This is a genomic window from Streptococcus sp. DD10, assembly GCF_001578805.1.
Classification (GTDB): Bacteria; Bacillota; Bacilli; order Lactobacillales; family Streptococcaceae; genus Streptococcus.
Window position 1 is genome coordinate 214,525 of the sequence record NZ_KQ969160.1, and the last position, 17,918, is coordinate 232,442.

Genomic DNA, 17,918 nt, shown 5'->3' on the forward strand with positions numbered 1-17,918 from the left:
CAGTATTTTTACGACGCTCAGCTTGCTCTTTAGCACGTGCTTCTCGCTCAGCCTTAAAATTTCGACTTTGAGGTTTATTCGAAGCTCCAGTAGATTTTGTTTCCTCAAAAGAGGTTTGTGTCTGCTCAGCAGTTTGCTGTGTTAATCTAGAAGCTATTTTATTTGAACTTGATTCTGGTTTCACTACTTCTGGCTGAGTTGCAACAGATTTTTTTACTGAAAAACTAGCTACTATTTGTGAAGCTACTTCTACCTCTACACTTGAGGAGTGGCTTTTTACCTCAATCCCCAACTCCTTAGCGCGAGCTACAACTTCCTTACTTTCTTTTCCCAATTCACGGGCGATTTCATATAAACGTTTTTTAGACAAAACATGTCCTCCTCTTCTATTACATAAGAGACCTCATTTTCTTTGTAAATCCAGCATCACTGATGGCAAGAACCTTACGGTTCCGCCCAACAGCAAGACTCAACTCCTGTGTGGAAAACAGGTTGCTAACTTCTATTTGATATGTTTGACTCTTGTCCTGAACTTTCTTAGTTAAATTGCTAGCAGCATCATGGGCAAGGAAAACGATGTGTACTTCTTGGTGTTGAATTGCCTTTATCACTTGTTCTTCTCCTGAAATCACTTTACCTGCTCTTTGTGCTAACCCCAATAAATTCAGTAATCTTTGTTGATTATTCAAGACCTAATTCTCTTCTTTTTACTTTATGATCGACATAAGTAATTAATTCATCATAAAAATCTTCATTTACTTCCATATTGAAAGTTCGATTAAAGACTTTTTTCTTTTTAGCAATGACCGCTTCTTCATTATCAAGTTTTATATAGGCTCCACGCCCGTTAGCTTTGCCAGTTGGATCGATAAAAATCTGTCCTTCTTTATTACGAACAATTCGAAGCAGATCACGTTTATCAATTATCTCATTAGACACAACTGATTTTCGGAGTGGGATTTTTCTTACTTTAGCCATCTCCCGTTCTCCCTAGTCTACAGTACTTTCTAGATTTTCCTGCTTCGCTCCTTCAGCAGTTTCACCCAGGATTTCTTCTACCAAATTGGCATCAAAAACTTCTTCTATAACCGGTGCTTCCTGTACATCTTTTATGTCCTCAACTGGATTTGTCTCCATCGCTTCAAACTCGCTAGCTGACTTAATATCAATCCGATAACCAGTCAAATGAGCAGCCAAACGAACATTTTGTCCACGACGTCCAATAGCCAAAGAAAGTTTGTTATCCGGTACCACAACTAAAGCTCTCTTACTATCATTTTCATTAAAGATAACTTGATCAACTTCAGCAGGTGCTAAAGCATTGTATATGAATTCTGCTGGATCTGGAACCCACTCAATAACATCAATATTTTCTTCAATAGGGACCATTTGGTCCAGTTTGGCATCATAGCGACGTGGGTGAAACTTACTTGTAATCTTTTTAATATTTGCTCCACCTCGACCAACAATTGTTCCGATAGCATCAACATTTGGATTGTGACTACGAACTGCGACTTTTGTTCGATCACCAGCCTCACGAGAAACACTCATAATTTCAACAGTTCCATCATAGACTTCAGGAATTTCTTGTTCCATCAGGCGTTTGATCATCTCTGGGTGACTGCGACTTACAAAAACACTAACTCCACGAGGATTGTCCTCAACTTTATAAACATAGACCTCGATACGATCATGTGAAGAAAAACTTTCACCCGGTACTTGATCTTGCTTAGAAAGTTGAGCCTCGATGGAACCAAGATCAACATAGATAAATTTATTATCAAAACGTTCAACTGTCCCACTCATAATTTCCTGTTCATGCTCTTTATAGGTATTATAAGTAATCATACGCGTTTGTTTACGCATTTTTTCCATAATCGTCTGTTTCGCTGACTGAGCGGCAACACGTCCGAATTCAGTTGGAGCCTCTTCAAATCGAATTTTATCTCCCAACTCATAAGCTGTATTGATTGCAAGAGCATCCTTTAAACTGATTTCTAAACGACTATCAAAAACTTCATCGACAACTTCACGTACTGTATAGACATGAAAGTCACCAGTTTTTTCATTAAAGTCGATCGCCGCGCTATCAGCTTGACCATAACGACGACGGTAAGCCGAACGAAGTGATTCCTTAACGGCATCAATGATGTCATCCTTTTTAATTCCCTTATCTTCTTCCAAAATTCGGAAGGCTTCTAGCATTTCTTTACTCATTTTGTCTAAGCCTTGTGGCTATTCCTTTCCTATATTTTTACAGCTAGTCTTGCTTTGGAGACCAAACTATAAGGTATATTAACTTCTTTTTTACGGGTTTTATCTAGATACTCGATGGTTAAGATATCATCTTGAAACTTAATCAAGGTCCCTTCAAATACCTTAGCCTTATCAATCGACTTATAGAGGCTCACATTAATGTACTTCCCAACACTAGCTTCAATACTTTCCTTTGTTTTAAGTGGACGCTCAAGACCTGGACTCGTCACTTCTAACATGTATTCATTTGGAAACGGATCAGGTTGAATACTATCCAACAAAGGGCTGATTATCTCACTTAAATCAGCTGTATCATTCAAAGTAATACCTCCTGGTTTATCCACGAAGAAGCTAAGAACATAATCTCCCCCCAGCTTACCATACTCCACATCAACTAGTTCAAATGGACTTGGTATAGCCGGTTCAATAACTGTTGTTACAATTTCTACTAAATTTGCGATTGCGAGTCACCTCCTTATAGGTTACAGACAAGAGGCGAAGAATTATCTCCGCCTCACTTTTCATATTCACTGATTCAAGTATAGCACACCACGTCATTTTATGCAAGTAAGAAACCTTATTCTATTATGACTATCTAAATAAAGTCCAAGCGTAATAAACTAAAATTACGAATCCTAAGGCAATTCTATACTTCCCAAAAATAGTAAAATCATGTTTTTTAACATAATCTGTTAAAAATCGAATCGCAACCAAACTCACTCCAAAAGCAACTAGCATAGCAACCATCAAAATAGAAATTTGGGAAAAGCTAAAACTGTTACCATTGACTAAAAATTTAGCAATTTTAAGGAAACTAGCACCAAACATAACAGGAATTCCTAGATAGAAGGTAAACTCTGTTACGACTGACCGACTCGTTCCATTTAAAAGACCGCCCACAATCGTCGCACCCGAACGACTCGTACCAGGAAAAAGGGATAAAACTTGAAAAAGACCGATAAACAAAGCTGTTTTATAGGGCAAACGTTCTAATTCTGTAATTGCAGGCTGGCGACTCGCTTCCCTCTTCTCCAAAATAATAAAAGCAACCCCATAAGTAATTAACATAATCGCTACAGGTAAAAAATGATGGAAATTTGTGTCAAACCAATCATCTAGGGGAATTCCAATAATCGCTGCTGGCAAGGCCGCAATCAACACCTTGGCCCACAATTGCCAAGTTTTTCGAATTTGCTTCGCATTTTTCCCTTTTTTAAAAGGATTGAGTTTATCAAAATACATCACAACAACCGCTAGAATGGCTCCGAGTTGAATAACTACGTTAAACATAGAAGTGAAATCGGTATTCTGGTCTCGAAACTTTACAAACTCTTCAACTAAAATCAAATGCCCCGTACTAGAAACAGGTAACCACTCTGTTATCCCCTCAACAATACCATATAAAACGGCCTTGAGAATTTCAATTAAAAACATTCTAAACTCCTCATTAAAAATTAATTCGAAAGAAAGATTTACTCATCATAAATCTACATCACAATCTATTTCATTATATCATACTTTTAGAGTCTTGACAGCCGTTTTAAAAAGCACCGCCGCCACCACCGCCTCCGCCACCAGAGAATCCTCCTCCTGAAAAGCCTCCTGAACCACTATTTGAGGAGATAGAAAACGTTTTAGCAGAATGGGAAATGGCAATGTATGAATTCAATTGACTGATACTTGATGAGATTGTGAAGTAAGATGGTTGCAAACTAATATCATATAAGGTTGAATTTTCAATTTTAATCCCATTGAGCCTCATAACCTTACTAACCTCTTTAGTAAATCCAAACAAGGTCGCATAAACTAGAATCCGATTCCAAAGTACAATTGACTCTAGCTCTGCTTTTTCTAAACGAGCAATGACCGCTAGCATGTGTTTAAAACTTTGCCATTGTGAATAAATGACTACCCCTTCCTGTGTAAGACAATTTCTAGATAGGTGACTAAAATACGATATTAATAAAAATCCAAAAGGAATTACCAACAGTAAGGCGAGTAAATACTGCCAGAAAAAGTAATGAAACAAGAGTCCAAAACCAATTAACCCTACAAGGAGAAGAAATAGAGCTAGTAAATAAAGTATCTTAGCCCTGTTCAAGAGCCCCTGTTCTTCCTCTGTAAATGAACGAAACACAGGAGGAAGATTCATGGAGTCTAAGGTTTTTCTTACTTTTACTGTCACTTGCTCGCTATCTTTTTTAAAATGATTATAAACAGCTTTTCCAGTCTCACGCACTTTTTTCTCTTGATATTTATTTTTTACTTTCTGAGTGATTTTTGAGTCTATTTGATATTGTGAAAAGAGAGTTTCTGTGTCAACCTCTTCCTGACCGGAAAAGAGCATACGAATAAAATCAAATTCAAAATCAGATATCTTCTCATAATGAACTAACTTTAATTTCAATTTATTCCCTGCTTGTATATAAGTTATATTTCCTCGATCGATAAAGTCTAACAAACTAGCCCCCACCAAGTTTTCGAAGCCTATACTACTTCTTCCTGGTGTCAAAGGACCAACTTCAGAAAAAGATTGATTAAAAGCATATTGTGCCACAAGTAACGGGGAAAGCTCCTGAGGAGCCTCATAGAGTCGTGCATCTTTGGGATAAGGAGACTTTAAGTAAGTGTTTTTATAGATTCCCCACAATGTCCAGAGACTCCAATTTAGAAAACTAGATACAAGAACTGGCATCCCTAAATAAACAATGATTCGGTAAAACTTTGTTTTAAATAGGATTTGTTTTTCCGTATGTTCAAACACTTCCTTTCCCAATCTTCCCTGATTATCCCCAGTAAGGGAAGAAGAAAGAACGGCTCTAGGCCAAAAAGCATGAAGTTCTAGTTTTTCTCCTTTCTTTACGGATGAAAGCTCCATATCAAATCCATCTTCCACTTTCTGCACTTCTGCACCACTATTAAAAAATCCTCTATGAGCATATAAAGCTGCATCTGCATTTCCTAAACCTCTAACTTCAAACCGAACTTTTCTTAATTCCTTGTCCCAGTCTGAAATAGGGAACCAATTCATTTCTACAATATCACGATAAATAGATAAAAAATTCTTTATCTTCCAATTAATCGTTAACTTAACTGTATCCCCAGCAACACCAGAATTATAAATCTTTAATTGTTTTCCATCAGTTAAGTTCGCCTCTTCCATGCGAAATTCCCGTTTTTCACCATTTGTCTCAACCCCTACTTGAGGATTATCCTGGATTTCAAAATTTAAAGGCAATGGATTCGCCGCCCCTAAAGTTACGTACTGTCCATTATAATCGCTATCAAATTTGTAATAAATTTCTTGACGAAAGGATGCTGAATTATCCTCAGCAATATCAAGATGAGCGATATAAGAATCGATACTATATTCTACATCTGAAGCATACACCACGCGAACTGATACAAAACAGAAACAGAAAAGTAAGAATAGAAACAACCCTTTTTTCATCCATTTAACCTCCTTTATTCCTATATTATATCACTTTACTTCTTTTTTAAAAGTTATAGACCATCGTATTGAAAATTTTTTCATTTTTTAGTATAATCTATCAGAATATACCAAAATAGGAGCCAATATGAAAAAAATATTGTTAACTGTTTTTGCTGGCCTTCTTGTGACATTAGGCCTCGTAAAAACCGTAGAAGCCGATGAATATTTACGCATCGGTATGGAAGCTGCTTACGCTCCCTTCAACTGGACCCAAGATGATGACAGTAATGGTGCTGTCAAAATTGATGGAACCAATCAATATGCAAATGGATATGATGTCCAAATCGCTAAACAAATCGCTGAAAAACTAGGAAAAGAACCTCTCATTGTCAAAACAAAATGGGAAGGCCTCGTACCTGCTTTAACATCTAGCAAAATTGACATGATTATTGCTGGAATGAGTCCAACGGCTGAGCGAAAAAAAGAAATTGCTTTTTCAAATAGCTATTATACAAGCGAACCAGTTTTATTGGTCAAAAAAGATTCCACCTATGCAAATGCAACTAGCCTAACTGACTTTAACGGTGCTAAGGTAACCTCCCAGCAAGGTGTGTACCTTTATGACCTTATCAATCAACTCCCTGGTGCATCGAAAGAAACTGCTATGGGAGACTTTGCTCAGATGCGACAAGCATTAGAGGCTGGCGTCATTGATGCCTATGTTTCAGAACGCCCTGAAGCTCTTACCGCTGAAGCAGCTAACTCGAACTTTAAAATGGTACAGTTAGATACTGGCTTTGATGTTAGCGAAGAGGATGCCGCTATTGCTATCGGAATGAGGAAAGATGATACTCGTATCACTCAAGTGAATGAAGCTATCTCTGCCATTTCTACAGAGCAACAAATCGCCCTTATGGATCGCATGATTAAAGAACAACCTGCTGAGTCTTCCAACTCTGAAACAGATACTTCTTTCTTCTCACAGATTGCAACTATTCTTTCAAACAACTGGCAACAACTCTTACGTGGTGCTGGGATGACGCTTTTGATTTCCATTATCGGAACTATTGTTGGGCTCGCTATCGGATTAGCCATTGGCGTCTTTCGTACTGCTCCTCAATCTAAAAACACAACTGTTTCTTTCCTTCAAAAATTACTTGGCTGGATTTTAAATATCTATATTGAAATCTTCCGTGGAACCCCTATGATTGTACAAGCCATGGTTATCTATTACGGTACAGCTCAAGCTTTCGGTCTCAATCTCGATCGTACGCTCGCTGCTATCTTCATCGTGTCCATTAATACAGGTGCTTACATGACAGAAATTGTTCGTGGTGGTATCTTGGCTGTTGACAAAGGACAGTTTGAAGCTGCTACTGCTCTAGGCATGACCCACAATCAGACCATGCACAAAATCGTTCTCCCCCAAGTTATCCGTAACATCCTTCCTGCTACAGGAAATGAGTTTGTTATCAACATCAAAGATACCTCTGTATTGAATGTTATCTCTGTTGTTGAACTATATTTCTCAGGAAATACAGTTGCAACGCAAACTTATCAATACTTTCAAACCTTTACCATCATTGCAATCATTTACTTCATTCTCACCTTTACCGTAACACGTATCCTACGTTTCATCGAAAAACGCATGGATATGGATACCTATACAACAGGTGCGAATCAAATGCAAACGGAGGAATTACACTAATGCCTCAGACTATTCTTGAAATTAAACACCTTAAAAAATCTTATGGACAAAATGAAGTTTTAAAAGACATTTCTCTAACCATTAAAAAAGGAGAAGTCATTTCTATTATAGGAAGTTCAGGAAGCGGGAAATCTACCTTTCTCCGCTCTATCAATCTCCTCGAAACGCCTACAGAAGGAGAAATTCTTTATCAAGGAAAAAATGTCTTAGAAAATGGCTATGATTTAAGTCATTATCGAGAAAAACTAGGAATGGTATTCCAATCCTTTAATTTATTTGAAAACCTCAATGTCTTGGAAAACACTATCGTTGCGCAAACAACTGTTTTAAAAAGAGAACGTGCCCAAGCAGAAAAAATAGCCAAAGAAAACTTGGAAAAAGTTGGAATGGGAGAAACTTATTGGCAAGCGAAACCAAAACAACTCTCAGGCGGTCAAAAACAACGAGTTGCCATTGCACGCTCTCTCTCTATGAATCCAGACGCTATCCTGTTTGACGAACCAACCTCTGCCCTTGACCCTGAGATGGTTGGAGAAGTTCTTAAAATCATGCAAGATTTGGCTCAAGAAGGCTTAACTATGATTGTGGTAACTCATGAAATGGAATTTGCACGAGATGTTTCTAATCGAGTGATTTTTATGGACAAAGGTGTTATTGCTGAAGAAGGGAAACCTGAAGACCTCTTCACCAATCCTAAAGAAGAACGTACAAAAGAATTCCTAAAACGTTACCTTAAATAGAAAGAACATTTAGGATAGTTGTATTATCCTAAATACTCCTAATCCCATTCATTTATAAATAGAGTAAGGCAACTAAGTTCATTTGAGTTGCCTTACTCTATTTTATTTTTTGATCATGAGCAAAAAAATACCGTTAATTATTTCCTATTTTATATTCCTCTTTAGAAGTTGTTCAAAAAGGTAGAAATAACATTTCCCACTACTTACATCCAACTATATCCTTCATAACAAATTTTCATCAATTCAAATTAACTAATACTTATAGTATGTATACAAAAAATGCATACCAGGGACTTGAATTTTTATGCAATTATATCTTTGTTTATACATAAAAAAAGAAGGAGAAACCTCTCCTTCTTTTGAATCTTAGCCTTCAAATTTTTCATGATTTTTATCGTAGAAATCAATCAATCCGAGTGCAGTTTCAAAGGAAATATTTTTTACTTTCGCACGACCTTGAGCCAGCGCAATGATAGACATTTCACGGGCATTCGTCTCTTTAGAGATACGGTACCCAGTAATCTTTTTATCGCGAACCCAGCCCACGACAGATTCTACTTTTTCAAAGTTAGATTTAGCCATTTTATCTCTCCTATTTTATTATTTCCAATACTTATTGTAAAGTATAAAAATAAATTTGTCAAGCGAAATCAGCTGTTTTTGTCGTTAAAAGCAGTTAACCTATTAGACTATCTGGCCTTTAAAGCCGATAGGATTTGAGAGCGAATATCCTCCACTCCATTTGGACTTGCCGGAAGGAAAATCGTATTATTTCCTTCTTTATCCGCAAAATTATTTAAGGTATCAAGATATTGGTTCGTCAAAAGAATTGACATAATTTGTTCTTCTGTTAATTCAACATTTGCACCTTTTAATTCTTTGATAGAATCAGCAAGGCCATCCACAATAGCCTTACGTTGTTCTGCAATACCAACCCCATGTAAGCGATCTTTTTCAGCTTCCGCTTCTGCTGCTGTAACAATTTTAATCTTATCGGCTTCAGCTAATTCCTGAGCAGCAACACGCTTACGTTGTGCAGCATTGATTTCATTCATGGATTGCTTAACTTCAGCATCAGGTTCAACCTTGGTAATCAAAGTCTTGACGATAATGTAACCATAAGTTGACATTTCTTCTGCCACTTGCTTTTGAACCTCAAGAGCAATCTCATCTTTCTTTTCAAAGAGCTCATCTAATGTCAACTTTGGCACTGAAGAACGAAGAGCATCTTCGATATAAGATTTAATTTGACTTTCAGGTTTCATGAGTTTATAGTAAGCATCCGTAACATTGTTTTCATTTACACGGTATTGAGTTGCTACATTCATTGTCACAAACACATTATCCTGAGTCTTCGTCTCGACAACAATCTCACTTTGGAGTAACCGTAATTGAACACGTGCAGCAATTCGATCAATTCCAAAAGGTAGTCTAAAATGCATCCCACTTACGGCTGTTAAATGGTAGCGACCAAATCGTTCAATGATTGCAACTGATTGTTGACGAACGACATACAAACTTCCAGAAAACAGTGCCAAAATGACTAAGAAAACAACTAATACAATAATAAGATAAACCATTGGACTGTACCTCCTATCCCTATTTATATTTTACTACTTTCGTTATGTTAATACAAATATTTTGAAGATTTTTTACTTAAAAAAGCATAGGAAAATAACCAAAAAAGTATCAATAACGAACCTTGTTAAACAACAACACTTTTATCATTTGTTATTGACGAATAACAATCAAGAATATCTAGTTGTTAAAAACAATATTTATAACAAATTATTCTATTCTAACCATAATTTATTACTTTAATACTGTTTTAATTTCATTAGACTAAAAAATTATACAAGGTATTATTTTCATGTAGATTAATGAAGTTAGGATCAAAACCAGCAATTCTATCCAAAAGCCCTTGATAGTCATTTTTATCAGCTAAAGTAACCCCAATCAAGACAGGGCCGGTTCCTCGACTTGCACGTTTAATATATTCAAATCGTGCAATATCATCATTTGGTCCTAATATATCATTTACAAACTCTCTCAAGGCACCTGGACGTTGAGGGAAATTGATGACAAAATAGTGCTTGACCCCATCATATATCAAGGCGCGCTCTTCCATCTCAGGCATACGGTTGATATCGTTATTTCCCCCAGAAATCACACAACAGATTGTTTTTCCTTTAATTTCATCTTTTAGATTTTCTAGAGCTGCAATACTCGCTGCACCAGCTGGTTCTGCTACAATCCCTTGCTTAGAGTAAAGATCGATAATCGTCTCAGATATCCATCCTTCATCAACTCCGATCAAACGTCTAACATACTGACGTGTAACATCAAAAGTCATTTGCCCTACTTTTTGCACCGCAATTCCATCAGCAAATTTATCGATTTCTGACAATAGAACCGGATGTCCAGCTTCATAAGCAGCTTTCATAGAACGAGCACCGTTCGCCTCCACACCGATAATCTCAATATTGGGAGCTACGTCGTGTGTAAAGGTTGACATTCCAGAAATCAATCCTCCACCACCCACAGGGACTAAGAAAGTGTCAAACTGAATGGATTCTTTTCTTGCTTCTTCAAGAATCTCATAAGCAACCGTTCCTTGACCTGCTTGTACATCTGGGTTGTCAAAGGGATCAATGAAAGTCTGATTTGCTGTTTTTGTAAACTCTAAAGCTGCTTTTGCAGATTCATCAAAAGTATCTCCAACCAAACGAATTGTAACATAACTACCTCCAAAAAAACGAACTTGTCCGATTTTTTGTTGAGGAGTTGTAATCGGCATAAAAATCGTTGCAGGAATTTTCATTTCATTACATGTATAAGCTACACCTTGGGCATGATTTCCGGCTGATGCACAAACCACCCCACGTCCTCTCTCCTCATCTGTTAACTGAGAAATAGCATAATAGGCACCACGAATTTTAAAGGAGCGAACTCGCTGTGCATTTTCTTTTTTTAAATAGATTTTGGCACCGTATTTTTCCGACAAGTAGTGATCGTAATCCAATGGAGTATACACCACCATACCATCTAATACTTTATGTGCCTTAACAATATCTTTTGCTGTTATCATAGAAACCTCTTTTTATCCCTAAAAAGGCAAGTCAGGTTGCCCTAACTTGCCTTATCTACTAAATAATTAGTTGTAGATTTTAAATGCATCATCGTCGTTTTTACCAACGAATGGCATTGCTTTACGCAATTCAGCACCAACTTTTTCGATTTCAAGCCCTGCTGCTTCTTCACGATAAGCAGTCAACTTAGGACGACCAGCTTTATAGTCGTTCACAAAGTCATTTGCGAACTTACCGTTTTGAATATCAGCAAGAACTGCTTTCATGTTTTCTTTCACTTGCTCAGTGATAACACGTGGACCTGATACGTAGTCACCGTACTCTGCAGTGTTAGAAATTGATTGACGCATTTTCTTGAATCCACCTTCGTAAATCAAGTCAACAATCAATTTCATTTCGTGAAGTACTTCAAAATAAGCCAATTCTGGAGCATATCCAGCTTCAGTCAAGACTTCAAAACCTGCTTCGATAAGGGCAGTCAAACCACCACAAAGAACTGCTTGTTCACCGAACAAATCTTCTTCAGTTTCTTCTTTAAAGCTTGTTTCCAAAAGACCTACTCGTGCTGAACCTACTCCTTTAGCCCAATCCATCGCTACATTTTTTGCGTTACCAGTTGCGTCTTGGTACACTGCATAAAGAGCAGGAACTCCAAAACCTTCTTCAAATGTACGACGTACCAAGTGACCAGGTCCTTTAGGCGCACACATGAAGACATCTACATCTTTAGGAACTTTGATGAATTCAAAGTGGATGTTAAATCCGTGTGCAAAACCAACGGCATTACCAGCTTCCAAGTTTGGAGCAATTTCAGCCTCATAAAGATCTTGTTGAATTTCATCAGGCGCCAAAATCATAATCACGTCAGCCAATTTAGCAGCCTCTGCAACTGGATAAGTATCAAAACCATCTTCTTTTGCTTTATCAAATGATTTACCTGGACGAACACCGATGATCACATCGTGACCTGTATCACGCAAGTTTTGTGCATGTGCATGACCTTGTGAACCGTAACCGATAACGGCGATTTTTTTACCGTCAAGTGCGGGAACTTTTACATCTGCTTCGTATTGCATTTCTACTGCCATATTTTTTTCTCTTTTCTATTTTAATTATTTGCCGTTACGGCGAGATAACAATGATTTTAAGTTAGTCTCTAGTGAAACCAGTAGCTCCGGTCCTTGCAATATTTCGAATACCATACGGACGGATAACTCGAAGAAGAGCTTCACTCTTTTCGGCATTGCCTGTCATCTGAATGGTGATGGAGCTAGGTGCTACATCTACCACTGAGGCACGAAATGGTTGAATAATTGCAAGAATTTCTGCTCGTTTTTCAGCAGGTGCTGCAACTTTTACCAAGATAACCTCTCTCTCTAAATGAGGTTTATCAGTAATGTCACGCACCCGAATCACATCAATCTGTCGATTGAGTTGTTTAATGATTTGCTCAACCTCATCATAGGTAACAACATCAATGATAATAGTAACACGGGATACATTCGGATCTTCTGTTGCACCAACCGAGATACTTTCAATATTAACTTGTCGGCGTGAAAGAACTCCTGTAAATCGATTCAGAACACCAGAACGGTTTTGAAGTTTAGCTGTTAACATTCTACGCATGGAACTTCACCCCCAACATTTCATGATTGCTCTTACCAGCTGGTACCATCGGCAACACATGCTCTTTACGAGAAATATCTACCTCGATAAACATTGGTACATTTTCCTGAATTACTTCCAAATCTTTATTCAAGGTTTCAGGATTGTCAAACTTAAAATTTCGAATCCCATATGCTTGTGCCATAAGCTGAAAATCTGGTAAGGAATCAAAAACTGACTCAGAAGTCCGACCATCATAAAAGGCTTCTTGCCATTGGCGGACCATTCCTAGAGAATGATTGTTCAACATAACGACTTTGATTGGAACATTATAGATATTTAAAATAGCTAACTCTTGGTTGGTCATTTGGAATCCTCCATCTCCAACAAAAAGAATAACTTCTTTATCTGGGTTAGCGATCTTTGCTCCAATAGCCGCTGGAACACCGAAGCCCATCGTTCCAAGCCCACCAGAGGTGACAAGTTGTCGCTCATTTCGATAAGGATAATATTGGGCTGTCCACATTTGGTGTTGCCCTACATCCGTTACAACGATGGCCTCTCCTGATGTCAACTCTCCAATTCGCTCAATGACGGCTTGTGGTTGAACAACACGTTCTTTTTTGTCATAAGAACGAACACGATGTTTGTCTTTATTGACTTTTTCAATCCATTTTTCTGTATTCGTAGAAACCTTAGGCAAATCCAGTAACATTTGCAGTGCCTTTTGGGCATCTCCAACAACTGGAATATCAACAGGTATTATCTTCCCAATTTCAGCAGGATCAATATCAATATGGGCAATTTTCCCATTTTTAACGAAAGTCTTTGGATTACCAGTCAACCGGTCATCAAATCGACAACCAATGCTGATGAGGAAGTCAGCTTCTGTCATCGCAATATTGGCTGCAAAAGAACCGTGCATCCCTCCCATCCCAAGAAAGAGCTCGTGATCAGTTGCAATTGTTCCCTGACCTAATAAAGTTGTTACAACTGGAATCTGATAACGTTCTGCAAATTCATTCAACTCTTTGGCAGCTTCAGAGTAGCTGATTCCACCCCCAGCTAACAAAACTGGTCGTTTCGATTTAGAAAGTTGTTTTAATATTTTCTTGATTTGCAATTCATTTGGTTCAATCGTAGGTTGATAACTTGGAAGATCGATGCTTGGATCATAAATAAAGTCAGTTTCCAATGCCGAAACATCTTTTGGAAGATCAATAACAACTGGTCCTGGACGTCCAGTGGTCGCGATATGAATTGCTTCTGTGATAATCCTTGGGATGTCCGCCGTTTCACGCACCTGATAATTGTACTTGGTAATCGGCATAGTGATTCCAACAATATCTGCTTCTTGAAAGGCATCTTTACCAATACCAGAACGATTCACTTGACCTGTAAAAACAAGAAGAGGAACACTATCACTCATGGCGTCTGCTATCCCTGTTATTGCATTAGTTGCTCCAGGACCGCTAGTTACTACTGCTACACCAACTTTACCTGTTGATTTTGCATAACCCTCTGCCTCGTGGAGACAGCCTTGCTCATGACGCCCTAAAATATGCTGAATACCATCAAACTGATAAATAGCATCGTATAAAGGTAAAACTGCTCCACCAGGATAACCAAAAACGGTATCAACTCCCAACTCTCGCAGTGTCTCCAACACTAACTCAGAACCAGTTTTTGGAGTTTCTAAACTGATTTTTTCCATTGCTCCCCTTTCAACGATATTCTTTGTAAAAATAGCTTGTTTCTATAATACCATTTTTTCAGATTTTTTCAAGACAAAAGTAACAATTTTCTGAATTTTCTATCTAAATTGCTTTTTAAAAAAATAAATTAAGTTTATCACCTTCTTTTCATAAAAAAATGAGACAGAAATTAATGTTTCTTATCTCACTTTTTCTATTTCTATCGTATCAAATCAACCTGACTTAAAACGATGTTTTCTATTTATTCAACAGTAACGGATTTAGCCAAGTTACGTGGTTTATCGACGTCGAGTCCACGATGGAGTGTTGCAAAATAAGCAATCAATTGTGTCGGTACAACCATTGAAATTGGTGACAAGTAAGGGTGAACGTTATTAAGAACGATGTCATCGCCTTCTTTAGCGACATTTTCCTCAGCAATAGTCAACACTTTAGCACCACGTGCTGCCACCTCTTGGATATTACCACGAGTGTGACTAGCAAGAACAGCGTCAGACAAGAGGGCAATAACAGGTGTACCATCTTCGATCAAAGCAATTGTTCCGTGTTTCAACTCACCTGCTGCAAAACCTTCACATTGGATATATGAGATTTCTTTCAATTTAAGACTAGCTTCCATAGCAACGTAGTAATCTTGACCACGACCAATATAGAATGCGTTACGTGTTTCTGCAAGAAGAGCTGCCACTTTCTCGTCAATAACTTCTTTTTCAGAGAGTGTTGATTCAATAGATTGTGCTACAAGTGACAATTCATGTACCAAGTCGAAAGCTTTAGCTTTTTCATTACCATTCGCTTCACCGACTGCTTTAGCCAAGAAGGCAAGAGCTGCAATCTGAGCAGTGTAAGCTTTAGTAGAAGCTACGGCAATTTCTGGGCCAGCATGAAGAAGCATGGTGTGGTCAGCTTCACGAGAAAGAGTAGATCCCGGAACATTTGTCACTGTCAAACTTGGAATACCCAACTCGTTAGCTTTAACAAGAACCTGACGGCTGTCTGCTGTTTCACCTGATTGGCTAATAAAGACAAAGAGAGGTTTCTTGCTAAGGAGTGGCATACAATAACCCCACTCAGAAGAAATACCAAGCTCAACTGGTGTATCTGTCAATTCTTCAAGCATCTTCTTAGAAGCAAAACCAGCATGATATGATGTTCCTGCCGCAAGGATATAGATACGATCAGCCTCTTGAACAGCCTTGATAATATCAGCATCTACAGTCACTTGCCCCTTGTCATCTGTGTAGGCTTGGATAAGCTTACGCATCACTGTTGGTTGCTCATCGATTTCTTTGAGCATGTAGTAAGGGTAAGTGCCTTTACCAATATCAGATAGGTCAAGTTCAGCTGTATAGCTATCACGTTCTTTTACATTGCCATCATAATCTTGAACTTCAACACTATCAGCTTTCACAATAACTAACTCTTGATCGTGAATTTCCATGTATTGATTAGTTTCGCGAATCATAGCCATGGCATCTGAGCAAACCATGTTATAGCCATCACCAAGACCAATCAAGAGTGGTGATTTGTTTTTTGCCACGTAAATTGTTGAGGCATCTTCAGAATCCATGAGGGCAAAGGCATATGATCCACGGATAATGTGAAGAGCTTTCTTGAATGCTTCAAGAGTTGACAAACCATCTTCTTCAACAAATTTTCCAATCAAGTGAACTGCAATTTCAGTATCAGTTTGACCTTTGAAATGATGACCAGAAAGGTATTCTTCCTTAATTTCAAGATAGTTTTCAATCACACCATTGTGAACCAAAACAAAACGTTCTGTTTCTGAGCGGTGTGGGTGAGCATTGTCCTCTGTTGGTTTACCGTGAGTTGCCCAACGAGTATGTCCAATACCGGCTGTGCCCTCTACTCCTTCAGTTTTAGCAGCAAGTTCCGCAATACGGCCAACAGCCTTAACCAATTGACTAGATGCATCGTCCGCTACAAAGATACCAGCTGAATCATAACCACGGTATTCTAGCTTTTCAAGTCCTTGAATCAAGATATCAGTTGCATTTGTGTTCCCTACAACACCAACAATTCCACACATATTTTTAATAATAACCTCAGATCAAAGAGGTCATGTCTCCTTCATTTAAAATTGGTATAGTCTAATCAACAATACTATCAATCAGTGAAATCAGTATAAACTTTGTTATTAAATTTGTCAAGAAATAAAATTGGTATAGATGAATAAAATAATCTTTTCTTGCCATGTAAACAGACAAACAATCGTTCTTTTAGAAAAATTTTAATAAATCCGATGATATCTACTAAAAACAAATCAAAACTTTTAAAGAATAAAAACCATAAACTCATAGACACAACCTGAGCAAGGAAGTGATTCTAGTAAAAATAAAAAGACTCCCTCCATTAGAGGAGCCTCATTTCTAAGATACGCTCAACCAAACACGGTGTAAACAATTAAAAAACAGCTCCCCTAAACAAGAAAGCTGATCTGAGCTCAGGGTAAAATCCTAGTAAAAAAGAAAAGCTACTCTATAATAAAGCAGCTTCAACTTTGTGTATTCAATTGAACACGGCCTAAGCACTTGGCAAAAAATAACAGCCCTCTGAATTCAGAGAGCTGTTTTGAGCTCGGGCTAAAATCCTAGTGAAAAAGATGAAACTCCTTGTGTTCATCGAACACTGTGTCGTTTCCCTATTTTTATACGGATTTTTGGCGCCCTTAGCATCATGATTAACGACGAAGTCCTAATGAGTGGATCAATTCGCGGTAACGGTTAACGTCATTCTTACGAAGGTAAGCCAACAAATTACGACGGCGACCAATTTTTTTCATCAAACCACGGTAAGTTGCGTGGTCTTTTTTGTGTTGTTTGATGTGGTCGTTCAAGTGGTTGATTTCCCAAGTAAGGACAGCAACTTGAACTTCTACTGAACCAGTATCACCTTCGTGACGTGCGTATTGTGCAATGATTTCATTTTTTTTCTCTTTTGAGATTGCCATGATATTCTCCTTTGTTTTCTGCTTCATCTGAGTGACAGGGTTGGCAAATCCAGCAACCAAGAAGAAGCTATTTGTCAACTTGACATTCTCTATTTTACCAATATTTGTGCTTTATGTCAAATACTTACGCTCTCTACTGACCCATCTTACCTACTTAGCACCGTTCCCTAGATAAGACATTAGGGCACCTCTAAAAACTCCTATCTAGCAAAATGTTATGTCATGAAGCACCACTTGTTTTGTGTGACCCCCATTTTCTGGGTTTATTTTCCCATTATACTTGCTCAATCCGACAACGAACTCTAGCAATAAGATGGTTAACCTTCTTGTCCGTCTCAGTTAATGGGGGTTCTAAAAGCACGGTGACTAGTGTGGTGCTGATACTCAATGAAAATCTCTTC

At 37.9% G+C, this 17,918-nt stretch carries 17 protein-coding genes; 2 read left to right on the forward strand and 15 right to left on the reverse strand.

Annotation, left to right across the window (positions count from 1 at the left end):
- From STRDD10_RS11565 to STRDD10_RS06410, 7 genes are all read right to left on the reverse strand, one after another.
- Positions 1–370: translation initiation factor IF-2 N-terminal domain-containing protein (locus STRDD10_RS11565; RefSeq protein WP_231853382.1), on the reverse strand; the 370-nt coding region annotated here is incomplete at its 3' end.
- A gap of 19 nt (positions 371–389) precedes the next feature.
- Positions 390–689 carry a YlxQ-related RNA-binding protein gene (locus STRDD10_RS06385; RefSeq protein ID WP_067194041.1) on the reverse strand — a complete coding sequence of 100 codons (300 nt, stop codon included), beginning with the start codon at positions 687–689 and terminating at the stop codon, positions 390–392.
- Complete coding sequence (rnpM, locus tag STRDD10_RS06390; RefSeq protein WP_067194043.1) at positions 682–978, reverse strand: RNase P modulator RnpM; 297 nt, start codon at positions 976–978, stop codon at positions 682–684. Before rnpM ends, STRDD10_RS06385 begins: the two co-directional genes overlap by 8 nt.
- 12 nt (positions 979–990) lie before the next feature.
- On the reverse strand, positions 991–2,217 hold the full coding sequence (nusA, locus tag STRDD10_RS06395; RefSeq protein ID WP_067194045.1) for a transcription termination factor NusA: 1,227 nt from the start codon (positions 2,215–2,217) through the stop codon (positions 991–993).
- Positions 2,218–2,246: 29 nt separating this feature from the next.
- The gene (rimP, locus tag STRDD10_RS06400; protein WP_067194046.1) at positions 2,247–2,717 is read right to left on the reverse strand and encodes a ribosome maturation factor RimP; all 471 of its coding nucleotides are present in this window, start codon (positions 2,715–2,717) and stop codon (positions 2,247–2,249) included.
- A gap of 130 nt (positions 2,718–2,847) precedes the next feature.
- Positions 2,848–3,690: an undecaprenyl-diphosphate phosphatase gene (locus tag STRDD10_RS06405; RefSeq protein ID WP_067194048.1), complete on the reverse strand. Its 843-nt coding sequence runs from the start codon at positions 3,688–3,690 to the stop codon at positions 2,848–2,850.
- Between the two features lie 106 nt (positions 3,691–3,796).
- Positions 3,797–5,707, reverse strand: coding sequence for a DUF2207 domain-containing protein (locus STRDD10_RS06410; RefSeq protein WP_067194050.1), 1,911 nt, complete (start codon positions 5,705–5,707; stop codon positions 3,797–3,799).
- 127 nt (positions 5,708–5,834) lie between these two features.
- On the opposite strand from STRDD10_RS06410, the gene STRDD10_RS06415 reads away from it, so the two are divergent.
- Both STRDD10_RS06415 and STRDD10_RS06420 read left to right on the forward strand, forming a co-directional pair.
- Positions 5,835–7,397, forward strand: coding sequence for an ABC transporter substrate-binding protein/permease (locus tag STRDD10_RS06415; RefSeq protein ID WP_067194051.1), 1,563 nt, complete (start codon positions 5,835–5,837; stop codon positions 7,395–7,397).
- Entirely contained in the window at positions 7,397–8,137 is a 741-nt protein-coding gene (locus tag STRDD10_RS06420) for an amino acid ABC transporter ATP-binding protein (RefSeq protein WP_067194053.1), read from the forward strand. Before STRDD10_RS06415 ends, STRDD10_RS06420 begins: the two co-directional genes overlap by 1 nt.
- Positions 8,138–8,503: 366 nt before the next feature.
- Here the strand turns inward: STRDD10_RS06420 and STRDD10_RS06425 are convergent, their stop codons facing one another.
- The 8 genes from STRDD10_RS06425 to rpsO all read right to left on the reverse strand — a co-directional run bounded on the left by STRDD10_RS06425 (position 8,504) and on the right by rpsO (position 17,517).
- Complete coding sequence (locus STRDD10_RS06425; RefSeq protein ID WP_067194055.1) at positions 8,504–8,719, reverse strand: capsule biosynthesis transcriptional regulator; 216 nt, start codon at positions 8,717–8,719, stop codon at positions 8,504–8,506.
- A 107-nt stretch (positions 8,720–8,826) separates the two neighbouring features.
- Complete coding sequence (locus tag STRDD10_RS06430) at positions 8,827–9,717, reverse strand: SPFH domain-containing protein (protein WP_067194056.1); 891 nt, start codon at positions 9,715–9,717, stop codon at positions 8,827–8,829.
- 257 nt (positions 9,718–9,974) lie between these two features.
- Positions 9,975–11,225, reverse strand: coding sequence for a threonine ammonia-lyase IlvA (gene ilvA, locus STRDD10_RS06435; RefSeq protein WP_067194059.1), 1,251 nt, complete (start codon positions 11,223–11,225; stop codon positions 9,975–9,977).
- Between the two features lie 66 nt (positions 11,226–11,291).
- Positions 11,292–12,314, reverse strand: coding sequence for a ketol-acid reductoisomerase (gene ilvC, locus STRDD10_RS06440; RefSeq protein ID WP_067194061.1), 1,023 nt, complete (start codon positions 12,312–12,314; stop codon positions 11,292–11,294).
- A gap of 61 nt (positions 12,315–12,375) precedes the next feature.
- Complete coding sequence (ilvN, locus tag STRDD10_RS06445; RefSeq protein WP_067194063.1) at positions 12,376–12,852, reverse strand: acetolactate synthase small subunit; 477 nt, start codon at positions 12,850–12,852, stop codon at positions 12,376–12,378.
- Entirely contained in the window at positions 12,845–14,545 is a 1,701-nt protein-coding gene (locus tag STRDD10_RS06450) for an acetolactate synthase large subunit (RefSeq protein ID WP_067194065.1), read from the reverse strand. Before STRDD10_RS06450 ends, ilvN begins: the two co-directional genes overlap by 8 nt.
- Positions 14,546–14,787: 242 nt before the next feature.
- Entirely contained in the window at positions 14,788–16,596 is a 1,809-nt protein-coding gene (gene glmS, locus STRDD10_RS06455; protein ID WP_067194067.1) for a glutamine--fructose-6-phosphate transaminase (isomerizing), read from the reverse strand.
- 651 nt (positions 16,597–17,247) lie between these two features.
- Positions 17,248–17,517 (reverse strand): 30S ribosomal protein S15, encoded by a 270-nt coding sequence (gene rpsO, locus STRDD10_RS06460; protein WP_067194091.1) that lies wholly within the window; start codon positions 17,515–17,517, stop codon positions 17,248–17,250.
- Positions 17,518–17,918: the final 401 nt, after the last annotated feature.